Origin of the sequence: Glaciihabitans sp. INWT7, assembly GCF_014217685.1 — a bacterium.
GTDB lineage: Bacteria > Actinomycetota > Actinomycetes > Actinomycetales > Microbacteriaceae > Lacisediminihabitans.
In genome coordinates this window covers 902,579-922,189 of record NZ_CP043653.1, presented here as the reverse complement: position 1 = coordinate 922,189, position 19,611 = coordinate 902,579, and the positions used below count along the sequence as shown (strand labels likewise).

The 19,611-nt window shown below is 67.2% G+C and carries 21 protein-coding genes; 3 read left to right on the top strand and 18 right to left on the bottom strand.

From position 1 onward, the window contains the following. Nucleotides 1-100: 100 nt before the first annotated feature. Nucleotides 101-760: a hypothetical protein gene (locus F1C58_RS04570; protein WP_185202970.1), complete on the bottom strand. Its 660-nt coding sequence runs from the start codon at nucleotides 758-760 to the stop codon at nucleotides 101-103. A gap of 80 nt (nucleotides 761-840) precedes the next feature. Next, a complete protein-coding gene (locus F1C58_RS04565; protein WP_185202968.1) occupies nucleotides 841-1,401 on the bottom strand; it encodes a hypothetical protein in 561 nt (186 codons plus the stop codon). Between the two features lie 175 nt (nucleotides 1,402-1,576). Here F1C58_RS04565 and F1C58_RS04560 point away from each other — a divergent pair, with 175 nt between their 5' ends. Next, the gene (locus tag F1C58_RS04560) at nucleotides 1,577-2,731 is read left to right on the top strand and encodes an aminotransferase class I/II-fold pyridoxal phosphate-dependent enzyme (protein WP_370543701.1); all 1,155 of its coding nucleotides are present in this window, start codon (nucleotides 1,577-1,579) and stop codon (nucleotides 2,729-2,731) included. On the opposite strand, the gene F1C58_RS04555 is transcribed toward F1C58_RS04560, so the two are convergent. The 15 genes from F1C58_RS04555 to F1C58_RS04485 form a co-directional block, all read right to left on the bottom strand. Further along, a complete protein-coding gene (locus F1C58_RS04555; protein ID WP_185202964.1) occupies nucleotides 2,716-4,482 on the bottom strand; it encodes a cell wall metabolism sensor histidine kinase WalK in 1,767 nt (588 codons plus the stop codon). The two genes, F1C58_RS04560 and F1C58_RS04555, sit on opposite strands and share 16 nt — an antisense overlap. Before the next feature lie 4 nt (nucleotides 4,483-4,486). Then, nucleotides 4,487-4,915: a response regulator transcription factor gene (locus F1C58_RS04550; RefSeq protein ID WP_185202963.1), complete on the bottom strand. Its 429-nt coding sequence runs from the start codon at nucleotides 4,913-4,915 to the stop codon at nucleotides 4,487-4,489. Then, nucleotides 4,912-5,292: a response regulator gene (locus F1C58_RS04545; RefSeq protein ID WP_185202961.1), complete on the bottom strand. Its 381-nt coding sequence runs from the start codon at nucleotides 5,290-5,292 to the stop codon at nucleotides 4,912-4,914. Before F1C58_RS04545 ends, F1C58_RS04550 begins: the two co-directional genes overlap by 4 nt. After that, nucleotides 5,289-5,525: a hypothetical protein gene (locus tag F1C58_RS04540; protein ID WP_185202959.1), complete on the bottom strand. Its 237-nt coding sequence runs from the start codon at nucleotides 5,523-5,525 to the stop codon at nucleotides 5,289-5,291. The genes F1C58_RS04545 and F1C58_RS04540 overlap by 4 nt, the downstream gene beginning before the upstream one ends. Continuing rightward, nucleotides 5,522-7,012, bottom strand: a complete 1,491-nt coding sequence (locus F1C58_RS04535) for a glycosyltransferase (RefSeq protein ID WP_255461264.1) — start codon at nucleotides 7,010-7,012, stop codon at nucleotides 5,522-5,524. Before F1C58_RS04535 ends, F1C58_RS04540 begins: the two co-directional genes overlap by 4 nt. Then, the gene (locus F1C58_RS04530; protein WP_185203990.1) at nucleotides 7,009-7,734 is read right to left on the bottom strand and encodes a PHP domain-containing protein; all 726 of its coding nucleotides are present in this window, start codon (nucleotides 7,732-7,734) and stop codon (nucleotides 7,009-7,011) included. The genes F1C58_RS04535 and F1C58_RS04530 overlap by 4 nt, the downstream gene beginning before the upstream one ends. Further along, entirely contained in the window at nucleotides 7,734-8,723 is a 990-nt protein-coding gene (locus F1C58_RS04525) for an ATP-grasp domain-containing protein (protein ID WP_185202957.1), read from the bottom strand. The genes F1C58_RS04530 and F1C58_RS04525 overlap by 1 nt, the downstream gene beginning before the upstream one ends. Continuing rightward, entirely contained in the window at nucleotides 8,723-9,805 is a 1,083-nt protein-coding gene (locus F1C58_RS04520) for a response regulator (protein WP_185202955.1), read from the bottom strand. Before F1C58_RS04520 ends, F1C58_RS04525 begins: the two co-directional genes overlap by 1 nt. A gap of 28 nt (nucleotides 9,806-9,833) precedes the next feature. Next, entirely contained in the window at nucleotides 9,834-10,676 is an 843-nt protein-coding gene (locus F1C58_RS04515; protein ID WP_185202953.1) for a carbon-nitrogen hydrolase family protein, read from the bottom strand. 66 nt (nucleotides 10,677-10,742) lie between these two features. Next, entirely contained in the window at nucleotides 10,743-11,960 is a 1,218-nt protein-coding gene (locus F1C58_RS04510) for an NAD(P)/FAD-dependent oxidoreductase (protein WP_185202951.1), read from the bottom strand. A gap of 4 nt (nucleotides 11,961-11,964) precedes the next feature. Next, the gene (locus tag F1C58_RS04505) at nucleotides 11,965-12,156 is read right to left on the bottom strand and encodes a ferredoxin (protein ID WP_219732034.1); all 192 of its coding nucleotides are present in this window, start codon (nucleotides 12,154-12,156) and stop codon (nucleotides 11,965-11,967) included. Continuing rightward, nucleotides 12,153-13,046, bottom strand: coding sequence for a fumarylacetoacetate hydrolase family protein (locus F1C58_RS04500; protein WP_185202949.1), 894 nt, complete (start codon nucleotides 13,044-13,046; stop codon nucleotides 12,153-12,155). Before F1C58_RS04500 ends, F1C58_RS04505 begins: the two co-directional genes overlap by 4 nt. Beyond that, nucleotides 13,039-13,950, bottom strand: a complete 912-nt coding sequence (locus F1C58_RS04495; protein WP_185202947.1) for a catechol 1,2-dioxygenase — start codon at nucleotides 13,948-13,950, stop codon at nucleotides 13,039-13,041. The genes F1C58_RS04500 and F1C58_RS04495 overlap by 8 nt, the downstream gene beginning before the upstream one ends. A 3-nt stretch (nucleotides 13,951-13,953) precedes the next feature. Then, nucleotides 13,954-15,441, bottom strand: coding sequence for an aldehyde dehydrogenase (locus F1C58_RS04490; RefSeq protein WP_185202945.1), 1,488 nt, complete (start codon nucleotides 15,439-15,441; stop codon nucleotides 13,954-13,956). A gap of 101 nt (nucleotides 15,442-15,542) precedes the next feature. Then, a complete protein-coding gene (locus F1C58_RS04485; protein WP_185202943.1) occupies nucleotides 15,543-16,043 on the bottom strand; it encodes a MarR family winged helix-turn-helix transcriptional regulator in 501 nt (166 codons plus the stop codon). Nucleotides 16,044-16,199: 156 nt separating this feature from the next. On the opposite strand from F1C58_RS04485, the gene F1C58_RS04480 reads away from it, so the two are divergent. Together F1C58_RS04480 and F1C58_RS04475 are read left to right on the top strand one after the other, a co-directional pair. After that, a complete protein-coding gene (locus F1C58_RS04480; protein ID WP_185202941.1) occupies nucleotides 16,200-17,459 on the top strand; it encodes a cytochrome P450 in 1,260 nt (419 codons plus the stop codon). Then, nucleotides 17,456-18,826 (top strand): aminotransferase class V-fold PLP-dependent enzyme, encoded by a 1,371-nt coding sequence (locus F1C58_RS04475; protein ID WP_255461263.1) that lies wholly within the window; start codon nucleotides 17,456-17,458, stop codon nucleotides 18,824-18,826. Before F1C58_RS04480 ends, F1C58_RS04475 begins: the two co-directional genes overlap by 4 nt. On the opposite strand, the gene F1C58_RS04470 is transcribed toward F1C58_RS04475, so the two are convergent. Further along, a complete protein-coding gene (locus F1C58_RS04470; RefSeq protein ID WP_185202939.1) occupies nucleotides 18,823-19,539 on the bottom strand; it encodes a type 1 glutamine amidotransferase in 717 nt (238 codons plus the stop codon). The genes F1C58_RS04475 and F1C58_RS04470 overlap by 4 nt on opposite strands. Nucleotides 19,540-19,611: the final 72 nt, after the last annotated feature.

The window sequence follows — 19,611 nt, the reverse complement described above, 5'->3', positions numbered from 1 at the left end:
TGCTCCTTCCAAGCGGTGCAAGCCTCCACCGCCAACCTGAGCACTCTATATGGACGCGCTGGGAGCGGGCCGAAGCTTCACCGCATCCGGATCGGTGCCCTCAGCATCCAGGTCCGGACGGTCGCTGGGCGCAATCGTGGCCCACCAGAACTGTGGCCGCATCACCCGCCGTGGCCACCAGGCGGTTCGCCCCGACAGGAATCGTTCCGGTGACGGGGATCCACGGACCTCCGACGTACTGGTATTCGGCGCTGAATTCGATGGCGAGGTCGATAGTGTACGTGCCCGCGTTGCGGTAGACGTGACTGGTGGGAGTGCGGTCGAACTCCCCTGCTCCGGATGCCGCCCAACTGGACCCTCTCGTGGATCGTGTGGCGCCCGAGCCGTCACCGTAGGACCATCGGTACCGCTCGGCCGTGAATCTGACCGACGCCGGCAGGTTCAGCAGCAGGCCAGTCTGCACAGCGGAGTCGACAGTCGCATAGAAATTGGTGTCGAGCCCGACTACCATCCACCCGTTCGGCTCCATGTGGTCGATTCCCGCGACCGGCTTGAAGTTGATGAGATCGGCCAGCGTGACAGGAACGGTGACCCCGTAGCCGTCGCGCAACGGCGGCGGGGGCGGCGGCGGCGTCGCGGTGCTTCCGCCCCGACCGCCGGCGCCCTTCGTGCCGGCGGACCCGGGTAGGTCGATCGTGCCGCGGATGTCTACGCCGTCGCCGTTGACGGTGCCGCTTACATCTGGACACTGACCGCTCAATTTTTCGGCGAGAGTGCATCCGCTAGCGGCTGCACTTGTAGGCAGACCAACGAAGACGAAACCTATCGAGATTGCAATGGCTAAGAACAGAAGTCGGTGCCTGTCCACGAATCACTCCTACTCACGATTAATTTGGCCTTTGGCGGCGCTCCAAGTTCGAATCCGACTTCGAGGGGCGACCGATTTGGAACGTTCGCTGGAGTGATGTTGGTGCCGGAAGAATCTACGAGTCGGATCGCTGAGATGTCTGAGCAAAGCAAAACACTCAGCTCAAAATCCTTCTGTGCCGCCCCGGAATAGGTCTCGATTCGAACAGAGTCAAATTTTGTATTGCCGACACTCGAAACCGCATTCTCCTCGTAATACTTAAATCCTTTGAGTTCGCGACTTAACTGGTTGACCGAAACAAATGGGGAAATTCGTTCAGGATTGGCACCGCCCTGAGACGTCACCATGTCCGACGCCGCCGAATACGCCGCATACGCCTTCGTCGCCGCCGCGAGCGCCTCCGCTTCGCTTGCGAAGACCGGCGTAGCGGTCGGCTTCGGGGGCGTCGACGCGGAGGGTGTAGCCGGCACGCAGCCGCTCAGCATCAGGGTCACGGCAACAGTCGCGACGAAGATCCGAGGGATGATCCGCATAGCTACTGACGGTAGGGCACCGGGCCCGTACGCCGCCAGAAGTTTCCACAAGCGGTGCACACCCCGTGCTGAGCTCGCACTGGGGAGGAGCTACGGTGGAATCGAAGCCCACCCCCAACCACGAAAGCGACTCTTGGAACTCAGCGGAGCATGGCAGAGCGCGGCGCGAGGAGCCATGCTGCTCGGTGCCGACGGCGCACTCAAGCCCACGATCTTCGCCGAGATGTCCGCCCTGGCCACGAGCACCGGCGCGATCAACCTCGGCCAGGGGTTCCCCGACGAGGATGGCCCCGCAGAGGTGCTGGAGGCGGCACGCCAGGCCATCAGCGACGGGTGGAACCAGTATCCGCCCGGCCTCGGTTTCCCGGTGCTGCGGCAAGCGATCTCCGCCCATCAGCATCGGTTTTATGGCCTCGCCGTCGACCCCGATCGCGAAGTGATCGTGACGGCCGGCGCAACCGAGGCGCTTGCGGCCTCCATCCTCGCCCTCCTCGAGCCCGGGGACGAGGTGGTCACCTTCGAGCCGTTCTACGACTCCTACGCCGCCATGATCGCGCTCAGCGGGGCCGTGCACCGCACGGTGGCCCTCCGAGCCCCCTATTTCCAACCCGACCCCGACGACCTGCGGCGAGCAATAACGGATCGCACCCGCATCATCCTCATCAACAATCCGCACAACCCCACCGGCGCGATGATGGACCGCCCGACCCTCGAACTGATCGTCGAACTGGCCCATCGACACGATGCTCTCATCGTGACCGACGAGGTGTACGAACACCTCACCTTCGGGCTCTCGCACATCCCGATAGCCACCCTCCCCGGGGCCGCGGATCGCACGGTTACCATCTCGAGCGCCGGCAAGACCTTCAGCACCACGGGGTGGAAGGTGGGCTGGATGACCGGACCGCACGAGCTGCTGCAGGCCGTGCTCGCGGTCAAGCAGTTCCTCACCTATGTGAACGCGGCTCCCTTCCAACCGGCGATCGCGGTCGGACTCGGCCTCCCCGACGACTTCTTCCGCGGGGCGGCGAGCGTTCTCCAGAGCAAACGCGACCTGCTCTCTGCCGGCCTCACCCGCGCGGGGTTCAGTGTGAGCGAATCCCAGGGCTCGTACTTCGTCGTCGCGGATGCCGCGCCGCTCGGTTTCACGGATGCGGCAGACCTCTGCCGCAGCCTGCCCGCGCTCGCCGGGGTCGTCGCGGTGCCGATCAGCGCCTTCGTGACGGAGGAGCACAAGAGCGAGTACGCGTCGCTCGTGCGCTTCGCGTTCTGCAAGAAGGTGGAAGTGCTCGAGCGCGCATCCGCCCAGCTGGCTCAACTCTCGCGCTGAGCCCCCACGGGCACCTTCGCGAGCGGCAGGGACATGATGAACGCGGTGCCGACACCCTCTTCGCTCTGCACGTCGAGCTCCCCGAGGTGAGCGGTCACGATCGCCTTGGTGATCGTGAGGCCGAGGCCGACTCCCGGCACGGCATTGCGGGTCGCCGTCGATGCGCGGAAGAAGCGCGCGTAGAGCTGGTCGAGTTCGGCGGCCGGGATGCCGATGCCGGTGTCCCGCACGGTGATGATCGCGTTGTCGGAGCTGGACGACAGGCTCACCGTCACTACTCCGCCCTGCAGAGTGAACTTGAGGGCGTTGGAGATGAGATTGTCGCAGCCCTGGCCGAGCCGCACGGTGTCGCCGCGAACGGTGATCGGATCGTCCGGGCACTCCAGCACGAGCGTGACTCCCGCGGCATTCGCGACGGGTCGCGCCGAGAGCACCGCGGCGGTGACGACCTCGTTGAGCGAAACCTGGCTGATGTCGAGCGGGAACTTGCCCGAACTGACTTGCGCGGTGAAGAGCAGGTCCCCGACCAGGCGCAGCAGGCGGTGAGCATTTCGTTCGGCGACACCGAGGTATTGCAGCTGCTCGCCAGACAAAGGCGACTCGTCGTCGTCCCGCATGAGTTCGAGGTATCCGAGGATCGAGGAGAGCGGGGTGCGGAGTTCGTGCGAAATGAGCCCAACGAATTCGTCCTTCAGGCGGGCGACCTCGAGGGCCTGGGTCACGTCGGTGGCCACGAAGATGTAGCCGACGGTCTCACCGTGGTCATCGATCCGGGGTGTGACCGCCACGGACACGGATACCGTCGACCCGTCTTGCCGCAGATACGTCCACTCCCGCACCTCGGCGCGGCCGAGCCGTGCAGATTCGACGAGGGCCGAGAATCCGGGGTTGAGCACCGTGGCCCCGGCCGGGTAGTTGAGAGTGCGGGCGCGGTCCTCCAGCTCCGATTCCACATGGAAATCGAACACGAACCGCTTGCCCTGAGTGTCGGCCGACGAGAGACCGAGCATCGCCGCAGCGCCCGGATTCCAGACATCGATCAAGCCGGTGAGATCCGTGCCGATCACGGACTGCTCCGTCACCGAGTCGAGAACGCTGCGGGTGAGCCGGTCGGCAGCGTGCAACTGGAGCTCGTTCTCTTTGAGCCGGGTCGCCACGGCGAGAGACTGCACCAGCATGTCCTCTCCCTCCTGCGCGAGGCGCTTGATCGAGGCCAACTGCTGGCGGCCCTGGCGGGAGAGCTCGTTGATGATGGCCGCGGCGATACCGAAGACCGCGGGAGAGAAGATGCCCCGGATAGATTCGCTGGCGTCGAGCGGCAGTTTCCACTCGATCAGATACGGCAGCATCAGCGCGAAGAAGGTGCCCGCGGTCGCGACGACCACCCAGCGACGGCCCTCCTCGGCAGCGATCCAGACCACCGGCAGCACGATGAGCGCCGAGAAGATCGACCCGATGCCGTTGGAGCCTTCCCGCAGCACGCCGATGGCGATGAGGGAGATGCCCGGCACGACGAGCGTCCAGCGAGTGACGCGCCTCACAGATCCGAAGTACAACGAGAGCCCGGTGGCGAACGCGATCAGCAACACGCTGCCCAGAATGGCGAGTGGCTTGCTGACCAGTTCCTGCGGGAGGAGAAGGCAGAACAGCACGGCGACGAGGAATGCGACAGTCGTCGGCATCTGCTTGAGCGCTGGCGACGGGGTATCCACCGCGATGCGTGCCTTGATGAGGCCGTAGAGACTCGTCATGGCCTCACGCCGTGCCCGCCGCGGGTTCGGAATCTCCGACGTCGGCCCGCATCAGCTCCGCCAGGCGGGCACCGAGCTCCCGCGGGCTGAAGGGCTTGGCGATGAAGTCGGTGGCACCGGCTACCCGCCCGGCCTCCCGCGCATTATCATCGACCCCGGCCGATAACAGCACGATGCGGGTGTCAGCGAAGGAATCGTCGGCACGCACGCGCGCGCAGAGCTCGAGTCCGGTCATCCCGGGCATCGAGACGTCGAGCACCGCGAGATCCGGCCGCAATGCGGTGAGGGCCTCCCAGGCGGCATCGCCGTCTTCGGTCACCGCCACCAGATCGAGCCCGGCCCGGGTCACGGCGATCGAGACGAGTGCCCGGATGTCCGGATCATCATCGGCAATGACCACACGCGATTTCGCGCGAGGCTCCGGCTCACTCATATCTGGGTCCATTTCGGCACGAAATCACGAAGCACGGTGCGGATCTGCGCCCCCGTGAATGGCTTCGGAAGGGTCGCCTCGCTCGGCGGATACGCGCTCGCGTCAAGCACGGACGTGACGGCGATGACGCAGTCGGGGAGATCCGCACGCAGGCGTTCGGTGAGCTGCCATCCGCTCATGCCCGGCAGCACGAGGTCGATGACGGCGAGGTCCGGGGTGGCCCGGGTATAGGCCGTTATCGCATCCTCCGCATTCTTGACCGTGGTCACCACGCAGCCGGCGCGTTCGAAGTAGCGACGGAGCAAGGCGCGCTGGTCGTCGCTGTCGTCGACCACCAACACCGAGACCTTCTCGGGCAGATACACGGGCACGCTCATCGGAAGAACACCTCTCGGATCACGACGAGCACCGCGACGACTGCGAGGGCGAGGACGGCTTTGGGGATGAGCCAGAATTCGGATCGACGATTCTCGTCGATCTCGCGCTGAAGGAACTCGTTCCCGGGATTGCGGGGGTCGGTCGGGGCAACCAGCCCCTCGACGTCGGTCTCGGTTTCGCTGACCGAGAGAGGCGCTGCTGACGCGACATCCGCTGCCTGCTTGTGCTTCATGCCAGTACCCGCCCGGTCTTCTCGGTCTTGTCCCACTTCGCCTCTGCGTGGCGGAGTTCCTTGATGTAGGAATCGAAGGTGATCGCGCAGAGCAGCGACCCGTAGCCGACCAGGTAGAGCAGGAGGGGTGCGAGGAACGGACCCACCCGCGTCTTCTCCACCCGTCGGGCAGCCCAGGCTCCGACCATGGAGAACGGGATCCAGATGTAGATGGCGACGGTGAACGCGAAGATGCCCGACTCGGTGAATCGCGAGCCGTACAGTGCCGGGATCTGGCGCTCCACCAGCCCCGGGAAGAACGCGGTGAGCATCACGATCATGGAGAGGATGCCCGGAAAACTCAGCACTTCCCGCCACGCCTGCCGGCTGAGCTTGCTGTCGAGTTGCACTCCAAGCGCCAGGGTGAAGACGTAGGTGCAGGCGGCGGAGATCCAGAGCACGCGGAACACGCCCTCGGCAAGGGTGCTCTGCATCAGCAGGAGGCCGAGCAGTCCGATCGAGGAGAGGATCATCGCGAGAGGCAGCAGCCACAGGCTGAACCAGACGAGCCCGAAGGCGATGGTGCCGAGCTTGTGCACCTTGGACGGGCGGAACCACACCTTTTTGTAGCGTGCGGTGACCGTGACATTGCCCCTGGCCCAACGCAGCCTCTGCTTCCAGAGCGCGTCGATCGACCCTGGCTCCTCGGCGAGCACGACGGCGAGCGTCTCGAAGACCACAGTTCGCCCCCGGAGCTGCGTCTCGAAGGTGGTGATGGTGTCTTCGGCCAGCGAGGAGGTGTCGATCCTCCCGCCGATCGCCAGGAGGTTCTCGCGAGTATGCAATTGCGCCCCACCGGCGAGACAGGCCTGCGCTCCCAGCACGTTCTGCGCGCGCCGGGCGGCGGGCTGCGACAGGATGTATTCGAGACCGATGAACCGGGTGAGATAGTTCTTGTCCGCACTGCCCTCGCGGATATACGCCGACACGGCTCCGACCTGGGGGTCGGCGAGGTGACGGGTCATACGGCGCAGCGAGTTCGGCAGATAGATGACGTCGGCGTCCATGATGAGCAGCGCCTCCATCCAGTCGTCTTCGAGCACCACGCGGATGCCGTGATTGAGCGTGTGGGCCTTGCCCTCGCCGCCCTTCTCGCGGCGGAGGTGGAACACCGATCCGGGATACTGGGCCGCCTTCGCGAGCACGACATCCGGGGTGTTGTCCGTGCTCGCGTCGTCGACGACGTAGACGCGCAGGCGGTCGAGCGGGTAGTCGAGCGAGATGAGACGGTCGATGGAGGTGCCGATCACCGCGCCCTCGTTCCACGCCGGAACGACGATCGCCACGCGCGGGAAGTATGGCGCGGCCTTGCTGTAATGGTTGCGCACCGAGTGGAAGGGGATGGCGAGGAAGGAGTACGCCGCGGTGAGCACCGGGAAGGCCCCGGTGGCGACGAAGAGCAACAGCACGATCTCGAGTGCGCGGGTTGCGATCTCCCCCGCGTTCACGGAGTGACCGCCAGGAGGCGCGCCACCGTGGAGTAGCGGCCGACGTCGGTGGCGACGTGGCTGTCGGTCGAGGCCACGAGGACGACGCCGGCGGCACGGGCCGCCGCGAGGGCTCGCGGGCCGGGACAGGCCCATTTCTCGTTGACCTCGACGACCGTTGCGGTGAGCGCCGCCTCGGCGGCCCAGACGGCCAGGTGCTCGTCGGTGAGGTCGTCCTCAGCCAAGCCGATCTTCGGCAGGATCGAGAAGCAGTGTGCCAGCTGGGCGGCGGCGACCGAGTGCATGGCACCCACGATCGCTGTGACGAGCAGGTCGAGAGCATCGCCGACGGCGAGACCGGCCTCGAGCTTCGCCGCTGTCGTGCGGGGCGACCACGGCCCGTCGGTGCCGGGAAACTGGTGGTCGGCGATGAGCACCGCATCGATGCCGCCGGCGCCCAGGCGGAGATCCGCCGGGATGTCCAGCGCGCCGGAACTGTCGAGGATCTTCGCCTCGACACCGGTGCGGATGGTGAGTCCTTCCGGCACACGCTCGGCGGCGACCGCGCGCACGAACTCCGGCACCCAGGTGGTGGACGAGCGCACATGGTCGACGAGGCGGAGCTGGGTCAGGCCGATGGCGGATGCCGCGGCGATGTTCTCGCCCAGGCTGCTGACCGCGTCGTCCGAGTAGGTGGAGTGCACATGGAAGTCACCGGCGAGCGCGGGGTCACGGGGCGACATCATCCGTCGCTCTCATCGTGGGCGGCGTTGTCGGAGTGTAGGATCTCCGAAGGATCGACGAAGATGTCCTCGAGGTAGCGCACGTTCGCGAGTTCGCGGAACTCCACCTTCGACGGCAGCTTCCGCCCGAGCGCGAGATCCAGCGCGAGCGAAGGCATGTCGACCCCGGCGGCGATGGTGAGGGGCATGGCTCCGGGGAATCGCGGGTTGACCTCGAGCAGGGCGGCGACACCGGCGGCGTCGTAGCGCAGTTGCACGTTAGCCACCCCGGTGAGGCCGATGGCCCGGGCGACATCCGCGGCCGTCGACTCGAGCTCGGCGTCACGGAGGGTGCGGCCGGCGATCGACACCCCGGAATCGACCCTGGTGCGGGTGCGCGGCACGGCGGCGATCACGTGCCCGGCCGCATCCGCGAATACGTCGACGGAGAATTCCGCGCCCGGAAGAAGCTCCTGGGCGATGAGGGTCTCGTCGTCGCCGAGGGCATCGAGCGCCGCGCGGTCGTGCACGAGCCGCACGCCGCGCGATCCGGCACCGCGACGCGGCTTGACGATGATGGGAAAGGTCCAGTCCTCTGCGGTACTCTCCGGGCCGACGAGGCGGGTGGTCGGCACCCGGGCGAATCCGGTGACCCGCTCGGAGAGCGCGAACTTGTCCAAAGTGACGTCGAGGGTGGCCGCGGAGGCAGCCGCCAGCACGGCCCCGCCGAGCTCGGACCGGCGAGCGGCGAGCGGCGGAAGCTCGACGTCGACGGTAGAGAACAGCACGGTGAGACTATCGGCAGCGCAGAGGGAAATGACAGCGGCCACGAACTCGGGATCCGCGCCGCGTGGCACGATCCTGCGGCGCTCCGGTGGCACGAGGTAGAGGCCACTGGCCCAGCCGTCCATGTCCGCGGCGTAGACCTCGACATCCGCCCGCTTCAGAAGGGAGCGGATCACCGCGACACCTGCCGGACCGCCCGCCCCGGTGACGAGCACGCGCTCCATCAGAGCGCAGCCTCGTCGCGCGACAGTCGCGCCTTCTCGGCCTGCACCGCCGCCGCGATCTCCCCGCGCGAGACGGAGAGATCGGAGGACTCGCGAACGATCTCGAGCGGCTCACTCGACTTGCCACCGCCGTAGCGCGACCAGTACCGCGCGGTCGCCTCGACGAAGTCCGGCTCGAGATACCACCGGATGTCCGCCTGCGAGGCGAACGAGGCGAGCACCTGGTTCTTGGTGGCGGTGAAGCCGTCGATGGAGACGAACCGGTTCGGCCGGAAGTCGACTGTCGCCGAGGGGCTCTGGTAGCACGCCACGGTGCGGACGGTGCGGGTCGCGACCAGCGTCGCATCGTGCACGGCCCGGTGATCCTGATGGCGGTCGTGGTTGCTGTGCGTGTAGACGATCGTGGGGTTGACCTCCGCGACCACCCTCTCGATGATGCCGACCGTCGGATCTGCATTGCTGATGTGGGTGTCTTCGAGATCTTCGAGGAACAGGCGTGCGCCGAGCAGCTCGGCGGAGGCGAGGGACTCGTTCTGGCGGTCATCCGCTTCGCCCCCGCGTGCCCCGCGCGACAGGGTGAGGATCGTGACCGAGTCGCCCGCGGCGCGATGGGCCGCCAGCATTCCGCCGACACCGATCTCCACATCGTCGGGATGTGCTCCGATCGCCAGCACGACCTCCCCCGGCGGGCGGGCGGCCTTCATGCGGCGGAACTCGCCGGCGAGCCGAGTGACCACGGCGAAGAGATCGGTGGAGCTGACCGGCTTGGAGAGGAACTCGTCGGCCTGGCTGCGCAGCGCGGCGACCGCGTAGTCGATGGAGACGTGCGCGGTCATGACGACGATCGGGGTGCCCGGGCGCTCGGCACGGATCTCCTCGATCAACTCGAGCCCGGTCATCCCGGGCATCTCGATGTCGGTGATGACGACGTCGGGCGCGAGACGACGGACAGCGGCGCGCGCGAGCAGCGGGTTGGCCACGCCCTCGACCACGCAGCCGCGCTTTTCGAGCACGGTCTTCGTGTAGAACGCGACATCGGGATCGTCTTCCACGACGACCACGAGATATGGCTGATCGACCATACGGTCCCCCTGAACGCTACTGGTCTGTCTACTCTAAGGGCGGCGGCGACGTCGTGACGGGATGAATCCCGAATCGTCGTAGCCCCAGTGCGGGGTTCACGGCCCTCACCTCCGCGAGGCGTGCGGAGGAGATCCAGGCGACGGCGACGGCGGTCTCCTCGCCTATGGTCACGAGCTCGACGCCCATCGGATCCACGATCATGCTGTTGCCCGCTCCGATCGGCGGGGCCTGGTCGGCCGCGGCGAAGTAGACCGTGTTCTCGATGGCGCGGGCGGTGACCAGCGTGCGCCAGTGCTGCTCCTTGAGGGGTCCGCGCACCCACTCGCTCGGAAGCACGACGAGGTCGGCTCCCGCATCGACCAGCCGGCGGGTCACTTCGGGAAAGCGGATGTCGTAGCAGGTCTGCAACCCCACCCGGAGGTCGCCGGCCGCGAAGGTCTCCGGCTCCTCGATCGGCCCGGGCACGACCCAGTCGCTCTCCTTCTGGCCGAAGGCGTCATACAGGTGGAGCTTGCGGTACTTGGCGACGAGGGTGCCGTGCGGGTCGAGGGCCACCAGGGTGTTGAAGAAGCGATTCTCGTCTTCTTCGCACAGCTCGAGCATGCCGGCCACGATGTGGATGTCGAGCACCTTCGCGATGGCTTCGAGCCCGGCGACGAAGGAGCCGTCCAGGGTCTCGGCCGCCGCCACGGAGTGCGCCCCGAGCGCGGGCGAGAAGTAAGAGGAGTACTCCGGGAACACCACAAGCTTCGCGCCGCGGGATGCCGCGGTCGTTGCGAGGTCGCGCAGGTGCTCCAGGTTGGCTGCCTTGTCCTCGCCGGGGGCGAATTGCGCGACGGCGATCGCCAGGGGTTCCACTCTGTCGCTCATGCCGCCAGCCTATTCGCCCGTGCCTCGACGCCGGCAAGCGAGGCACGCGATGGGTGAGTCGTGGCGTCAGCTCGCCGCGTGGGCCGCGATCTCCTGGCGGTAGGGCAGCAGCTCGGCCTTGAGACCGAGACCGACGACTCCGACGAGTCGCTCCGCCCGGTAGTAGCCGACGGCGACCGCCCCCGACAGCTCTCCCTCGAGGATGCGGATGTCGCCAGCGCCGAGTCCCGGCAGGCCGTAGGCCTGCAGGCTCATCTCGAACTGGTTCGACCAGAACGCCGGCATCGGCGTGAACCCCTTGGCCACGACCTCGTCGAAGGACCCGTCCGCTGCCAGCCCCGCACCGAGTACCGCGCCGGCCCGCTTCCCGGTATCGGTGGGGATGTTCCAGTGCTCGACGCGACGGGCGACGCCGTCGAACAGGAGGTTGGGAAAGCGGGCGATGTCGCCGACGACGAAGACGTCATGGCTCACCGTGCCGTCCGTCGACACGGCGCGGAGCGCGGCATCCGCGAGCACGCCGTCGGTGAGGTCGAGGTCGGTGGCGTCGAGCCAGTGCGTATTGCACTCGGAGCCGATCGCTTCGACCAGCACGTCTCCCGGCACGATCGTGCCGTCGTCGAGCTGGAGGCCCTCGAACGCGGACTCGCCGAGCATCGCGGCCACGGTGCGACCGAGTTGGAACGACACCCCGTGAGCCTCGTGACGCCGGCGGAGTTCCGCACCGAGCTCCGCCCCGAGGGGACGGATGAGCGGATCGGCCCCCGGCGCGACGATCGTCACCTCGCAGCCCAGCTTGCGCGCCGTCGCCGCGACCTCACAGCCGATGAAGCCGGCACCCACCACCACGACCCGGGCGCCAGGCACGAGTTCGTCTCGCAGCGCCATCGCATCGTCGAGGGTGCGAACGCAGTGCCGCCCGGCGATCAGGGGGAGGTCCAGCCGTCGGGCACGCAGTCCGGTGGCGATCACCAGGGCGCGCCAGGGATGCTCCCTGCCGTCGTCCGTCGTGACCGTTCGCGCCTCGAGGTCGGCCGAGATCGCGCGAGCTCCGAGCATCCACGTCACGTCTGCCGTCGCCGCGCGTGCGGGGAAGGCGACGGCTTCGTGCGAGACGCCGGTGGAGAGCACGTCCTTCGACAGCGGCGGCCGGTTGTACGGAGCGTGCAACTCCTCGCCGATCACCGTGACAGGGCCGGAATAGCCGGCGCGGCGCAGGGCCTCTGCGGTGCGGAGTCCCCCCATCGACGCCCCGACGATGACGACGGGCAGAGCGTCGGGCATCGCGTTACTCGACGATTCGGATGGCCTGCATCGGGCAGACGTCGACCGCGGCCTCGACGTTCTCGAGCTCGGAGTCATCTGCCTCGGCATGGTATTCGAGCTTGTCGTCGTCGTTGAGTTTGAAGAGATTCGGCGCTTCGAAGACGCACTGCCCGTAGTGCTGGCAGAGATCCATGTCGACTTCGATCTTGATCACGATTGTTCCTTTACGGTCGACGGATACAGGTCTTTGGATGGGGTGCGGATGCCCCGGAACTCCCAGTCGCCTCCGAGCGCGGTGGAGACCACCTCTTCACTCTCGGTGGGCTGGGCCCCGACATCCGTGCGGATGGCGGTGGGTCCGGTGACGATCAGGTTGCGCAGGGTGCCGAGGCCCTCGACCTCCACCTCCACGACGTCCCCTGGCTCGACCGGGCGGGAGAACGCGGGAGTGCCGGAGAAGAGCAGGTCGCCGGGGCTCAGGGTGATGGTGCGCGCGATGTCGGCCACGAGATAGTTCATGTCCCACTCCATGTTCGCGGTGTTGTCGTCTTGCTTGACGACCCCGTTCACGAGAGTGCGGATCTGCTTGCCGCGGAAGTCCCAGTCCCGAACGAGCCCTGGCCCCACCGGGGCGAGGGTGTCGCTGCCCTTCACCCGCAGCATCGAGCCGGCGTCCGTATCCCGGAAGTCGTGAAGCCCGAAGTCGTTGCCGATCGTGTACCCGGCGATGTAGTCGCCGGCCTCGTCCGGGGAGATATTGCGGCAGGTGCGACCGATCACGATGACGATCTCGCCCTCGAAGTTGAGCCACTTGCAGCCCTGCGGGCGCACGACCGAACCGCCATGGCTGTTGAGTGCTGTCACCGGCTTGTGGAAGTACGTGGGTGCTGCGGGAAGCTTGGTCATGAACTCGTCGGTGCGGCTCGCGTAGTTGAGGTGAACCGCGATGATCTTCGACGGCACCGTCGGCGGCAGATGCTGCGCGTCATCCACGCCGACCTCGCGCCCGTCCGCGGCTACGAGGGTGTCGCCCTGACGCACCACCTCGGTGGCGAATCCGTCGAGCAGGATGCGACGGGTCTCGACCGTGCTCGATTCACTCACGCGACAGCACCAGGTCCTTGGCCGCGGGGAATCCACCCTCGGGACGCGGGAACCAGACGTGCACCTGGCCGGTGCCGATCGAGTTCTCGTATTCGCTGTAGAGCACCCCGGGGGCGGTGCAGGCCTCTTCGCCGATCGCCCCGATGGTGAGCAGCCAGTGGCCGAACATGCCCTCCGGGCGCACCTTGTGGAACGCCGGCATCGTCTCGAGCACCTTCGCGTGGTCGCCGGCGGTGAACCAGTCGAGCCGCTCGTAGTCGGCCACGCGGGCGGCCTCGGAGAAGATGTGGCTCGGATCGGCCATCTCGTGCTTGCGCAGCTCGCGGAGCTTGTAGAAGGTGTGGGAGAGCGCGCCGGAGGCGAGCAGGATCACGCGACGGTCGCTCTTCGCGATCGCCTCGCCGATGGCGCGACCCGCGCGCAGGAAGTCCTCGTCGGTCGCCGTCTGGCAGAGGCTCACGCTGATCCACTTCTTATCGGGAAGTCCCTCGCCGAGGTACTTCCAGAGGTTGATGGTCGCGTACATCACGGGCAGGTCGGGGTCGTCGATCGGGGTGATCCAGGTGCCGTTCTTCTCATCCTGGGCGCCGATGAGCTCCGCCAGTTCCGGGTCGCCCCGGTAGTCGAAAGGCACTCCGTGCATGCCGCGCGGCAGCTCCTCAGAGGTGAACAACCCCTGTCGGCGCTCCTGCGAGGTGACGATGAACTCGACAGTGGAGGCCCAGTGGCTGTCGAGCACGATGACGGTGTCGTAGTCCTCAGTCTCGAAGACATCCGCTCTCAGCTTCTCCAGGCCCGACACGAGCGTGGAGTCCTTTCCCTCGTTGAGTTCCATGCGCGTCTCAATCGGCAGCATGATCGTGGGCACATGGGCGATGAGGCCCACCCCGACTACTTCACCCATGAGCTATTCCTTCCAACCGTTGGGAGCGACGACCGTGTTCTTCACGTCCGCGTAGAAATCGAATGACCAGGTGCCGCCCTCGCGACCGACCCCTGACTTCTTCGAGCCACCGAAAGGCGCCCGAAGGTCACGCACGAAGAAGCAATTGACCCAAATGGTGCCCGCGACGAGTCGCGTCGTGATCGCCTCGGCATGATCGCGATCGCCGGAGACGACCACTGCCGCGAGACCGAACTCGGTGCCGTTCGCCAGCTCGACCACCTGCTCGTCGGTGGTGAAGGTCTGCATGGTGAGCACCGGTCCGAAGACCTCCTGCGTCACGATCTCACTGCCGGGTGTCGGTTCGTCCACGAGGGTCGGGCGGAAGTAGAGACCGCCGAGCCCGGAATTCTGTTCGCCGCCGAACACGATGGTCGCGCCATCCGCCTTCGCCCGTTCCACAAAGCCGGTGATGCGTTCGAAGTGGGTGCGATGCACCTGCGGGCCGATGTCGCTGAGGGGATCCCGCGGATCTCCCTGCACGAGCGACTCGACCTTGCGCGTGAAGGCCGAAGTGAACTCCGCGGCGATGCTCTCCTGCACGAGCAGCCGCGTGCCCGAAAGGCAGACCTGGCCGGCGTTGTCATACTGCTCCACCGCGAGGGATGCCGCGAGCTCGATGTCGGCGTCGGCGAGCACGATGCACGGGCTCTTGCCGCCCAACTCGAAGCTGCACGGGGTGAGGTTCTCGGCGGCCGCCCGGGCGATCGTCTTGGCCGTGGGCACCGAGCCGGTGAAGGAGATGCGGCTGAGGGCGGGATCCGCGACCAGCGCGGCCCCGGCCTCTGCCCCGTAGCCCTGCACGACGTTGAAGACGCCGTCGGGCAGTCCGGCCTGCTTCGTGAGGTCGGCGAAGAAGGATGCCGTGAGCGGCGTCCACTCTGCCGGCTTGAGAACGACGGTGTCTCCGGCGGCGAGCGCGGGGGCGATGCGCCAGGTGGCGAGCATCAGCGGAGCGTTCCACGGCGTGATGATCGCGGCGACCCCGGACGGGTCCCAGCTCACATGGTTGCTGTGACCACGCGTCTCGAAGTCCTCGTGCTTCAGGTTGTCGACCAGCCAGTCGGCGAAGAAGCGGAAGTTGTGGGCCACCCGCGGCATGACTCCGCGCAGGTTGCTGCGCAGCAGTCCGCCGTTGTCGAGAGTCTCCATATTGGCGAGTGCATCGACGTTCTGCTCGACGAGGTCGGCGATGCGGTGCAGGATGGCGGCGCGCGCGGTGGGTGCGGTGGCCGCCCAGCCGGGGAAGGCCTCCCGAGCGGCCCGGACTGCCTGCTTCACCTCTGACTCGGTGCCCCGCGCGATCTCGCCGAGGAACGATCCATCGATGGGAGAGGTGTTGGTGAAGGTCTCGGCGGATGCGACGCGAACTCCGCCGATGTAGTGCCGGGTGTCTACGGCGACGCCCGCGACCTCGATGTGGTGGGACGTCGCGCTGTCGGTGCTGGTCATCGAGCCGCCTCCCGTGTCGAAAGACTCCTCGTTAAGTCATTCGGATGCTAATGAATGACCATAGCGAATCCGCGAGGGGTCTACAACCACCCCCACAGCTCTTACTCCGGCTTCTCCACGTGAGCGGTCACGAGGCGGAGCATCTCGGCGAACTCGTCGCGGCGCGAGGGATCGATCGGGCCAGCGATGTGCTGCTCCTGCAGGTTGAACGCCGGGAAGAGCGTGTTCATCAGGGTGCGGCCGGCCGCGGTGAGCTGCACCACCACGAGGCGCCCATCGCTCGCGCTCCGCTCGCGCACGAGCCATCCGCGCCCCTCGAGTGTCGAGAGCACCCCGGTGAGCGTCGCCTTGGAGAACCCTCCCTCGAGGGCGATCTGGCGGGTCTCGATCGGCTCCCAGATCCAGGTGACCCAGAGCACGACGAAGGCGGTCCACGAGAGATTGTTCTCGGAGAGCACAGTGCGCTCGAAGTGATTGCGCACCGCATTGGCGGCGCGAAACAGGTTGGAGGCGACCGCCATCGCCGAGTAGTCGAGTCGCAGGTCACCGAGGCGGGCGTCGACCTGGCGCTCGGTCTCGGCGAGCGTGTGCGCTCCGGCCATCGGGACTCCCTCTCGCAGACGATGCTGACTCCGCTCACTCTAATTGACCGTCCGCCGCGATCCGCCTCCCTGTCGCGCCACGCCCGAATGCCCTATCGTCGGGTATAACTTGTTCGTGTCCGAACAACATCCCCCGAACCGATAGCGAGGATTCAGTTGACTTCAACGACGAATGTCACCTTGGCCGATCTGGATCTCTTCGAGACCGGTGACCCCTGGAGGGTCTTCGACGAACTGCGGGCGAATTCGCCGGTGCACTGGGACGAAGAGGACTCCCCGAACCACGGCTTCTGGTCGCTGACGAAGTACCACGACATCGTGGGCGTGCTGCGCGACACCGAGACCTTCTCGAGCGAACGCGGCACCGTCAACCTCGAGGAGCTCGATGACGAGCAGATCGAGGCGCGCAAGTCCATGCTCGAGACTGACGGCGTTCGGCACCGCTCGCTGCGCCGGCTCATGCAGGGCGAGTTCACCCCGAAGGCGGTAGCCGGCTACGAGACCTTCCTTCGCGGCCTCACGGCATCGACCCTCGACGCGGCGTTCGCGAAGACCGAGTTCGACTTCGTGGCCGAGGTCGCCGCCGACTTCCCCATCCGAGTGCTCGCCCGCATGCTCGACGTGCCAGACGCCGACATCTACAAGCTCATCGACTGGGGCAACCGCATGGTCGGCAACACCGACCCGGAGCACACCGACGTGCTCGCGCATTCGGAAGAAAGTGAGCAATACCGGCTGCTGCCGTTCCGCTCCCCCGCCGCCCAGGAGGTCTTCGACTACGGCAACGAGCTCGCCAGGCAGCGCCGCGGCGGCGACGGCACCGACCTCGTGTCGCGACTGGTGAACCAGACCCCGATGGACGGCATCCCGCTGAGCGAGCGCGACTTCAACAGTTACTTCCTTTTGCTCGTCGTCGCCGGCAACGAGACCACCCGCCACACCATCACCCACTCGATGGACTACCTCATGCAGAATCCGGACCAGCTGGCTCTCCTGCAGGAGAAGCCGGAACTCATCCCCTGGGCCGTCGAGGAGTTCCTGCGAATGGCGAGCCCCGTCTACCACTTCCGCCGCACCGCGACCCGCGACACCGAGATCAACGGCCAGGCCATCAGCGAGGGCGACAAGGTCGTCACCTGGTTCGCCGCCGGCAACCGGGATCCGCTGGTCTTCGACGATCCGTACCGCATGGATGTCACCCGCAACCCGAACGAGCACATGTCGTTCGGTCGCGGCGGTCCGCACATGTGTCTCGGCAATGCGCTCGCGCGGCTCGAGATCCGTGTGATGTACGAGGAGCTGCTCCCGCGCATCACCGGCATGCAGCGCATGGGCGAGGTCTCGAAGCTGCGGAGCAACTTCGTCAACGGCATCAAACGGTTTCCCGTGAGAGTCGAGCTGGCGAGCGCGAAGTGAGCGAACACGACCCCGCGGCCGATTCCCATGCCGTGTGGGGGGACGAGACGGCGACGGTGAAACTCGCCACCGACTGGGCCGCGCGACGGCTGGTGCGGGAGACCGATCCGCAGTCCACCGCCCGTTCGGCCTCCGAGCTCGCGGCGGCGGCCGGACCGACGATCACCGCAACGGGCATCGGAGCGGATGCCGCGCTCGAGGTCTTCGACCGCGTGCTCGAACCCGCCACCCGGGCCCAGGACGATCCGCTCAACCTCGCGTACATCGCCGCGGCGCCCACCCGGGCCGCGATCGCCTTCGACCTCGTCACGAGTGCCGCGAACATCTTCGGCGGGTTGTGGGAGGCCGGCGCGGGAGCGATCTATGCCGAGAACGAGGCCCTCGCCTGGATCGTCGGCCTGCTCGGCTGGCCGGAGGGCGCGGGCGGATGCTTCGTCTCCGGCGGCACCTCGGGCAATCTCTCCGCGCTGATGACCGCGCGCGAGACCGCGAAGTCCCGCCGCGGGGGCCGGCCGGCCGGCGGCTGGCAGCTCGCCTGCACCTCCAACGCTCACTCGTCCATCCGCTCCGCCGCGAGAGCGCTCGACGTCGAGGTCGTCGAGGTGCCGATGGATGCCCGCGGCCACCTCACCGGAGCGGCCCTCAGAACCGTGCTCGAGCGCTCCCCCGACGTCTTCGCCGTGGTCGCCTCCGCCGGCACCACGAACGAGGGGCTCGTGGACGACCTCGCCGACGTCGCTGCGGTCGCCCACGAATTCGGGGTCTGGCTGCACGTCGACGGCGCCTACGGCGGGGCGGGACTCGCCGCCCCGAGCGTTCGCGCGCTCTTCGACGGCATCGAGCAGGCCGACAGTTTCATCGTCGACCCGCACAAGTGGCTCTTCGCTCCCTACGACTGCTGTGCACTGCTCTACCGGGATCCCGCTCTCGCGCGCGCGACCCATTCGCAGCACGCCAACTACCTCGACCATGTCGACCGCGAGTCCTGGAACCCCAGCGAACTCGCGCTCCACCTCAGTCGGCGAGCCCGCGGACTGCCCCTCTGGTTCAGCCTCGCCACCCACGGCACCGACCGGTACCGGGATGCGATCGAAGCGTCTCTGGAGACCTCCCGCGCTGTCGCGGCGGCGATCCGGGCATCCGACCATCTGCGGCTCGTTCGGGAGCCGGAGCTCTCCGTCGTCGTGTTCGACCGTCCCGGCTGGCAACCCGCCGACTACGAGGCCTGGTCGCAGACCACGGCCGCCGAGGGCACGATGCTCTGCGTTCCGACGACCCTCGACGGGGAGACGGTGCTTCGGCTGGCGTTCGTCAACCCGGCGACGGATGCCGCGCGAGTTATCGAGATTCTGGGCACCCTGCGCTAGCGGCTCGGCTCCAATCGGGCGACCCGGTCGAGGTAGGCATCCACGAGAGACGCGGTGCGGGCGAGGGCCGACGGCTCCTCCGCGCGGGTATGGGCGAGCATGGCAGCCGGATCCTGGCCATCGGCGAGCACCTTCTCGGCGCCGCCCGCGTTCAGCCAGCCCTCGAGGCTCGCTGCGGTCAGCTCGGGATGGAACTGCACGGCGAGGCTCCTGCCGAAGGTGAAGGCCTGGCTGGCCGACGCCGTTCGCGCGATCTCGCGGGCTCCGGCCGGCACCGTCCAGCGGTCGTAGTGGAATTCGAACCAGGGACCGGATGCCACGAGCTCGTCATCGTCGCTGTGCAACACAGTCCAGCCGATCTCGGGCCGCCTGGCGGTGGCGACCGCTCCGCCGAGAGCCCGCGACATCAACTGGCCGCCGAAGCAGATGCCGAGCACGGGGGTGTCCGCGTCGAGGGCGCTCCGCAGCCAGCTGATCTCCGGCACGAGCCAGCGACCGATGCCCCGGTCGTCCCAGGCGCCCCACGGGGCACCCATCGGCACGAGCAGGTCGTAGGCGGAGGCATCCGGAAATTCGAAGTGCACATTCGGGCTGCCGGCATGCTGTTCATCGACGATCAGTACCTCGTGGACGTCGAATCCGCGTTCCCGTAGACGCGCCGAAACCGGGCCGGTGGGGCTCACATGGTCGTGCTGGATGAATAGCGCGCGCATCGGCATCCTCTCCCCCACTCGTGGTCGATTGGGAGCCCGCGATTGTCACGGATGTCGGCGTCGAGACGGATT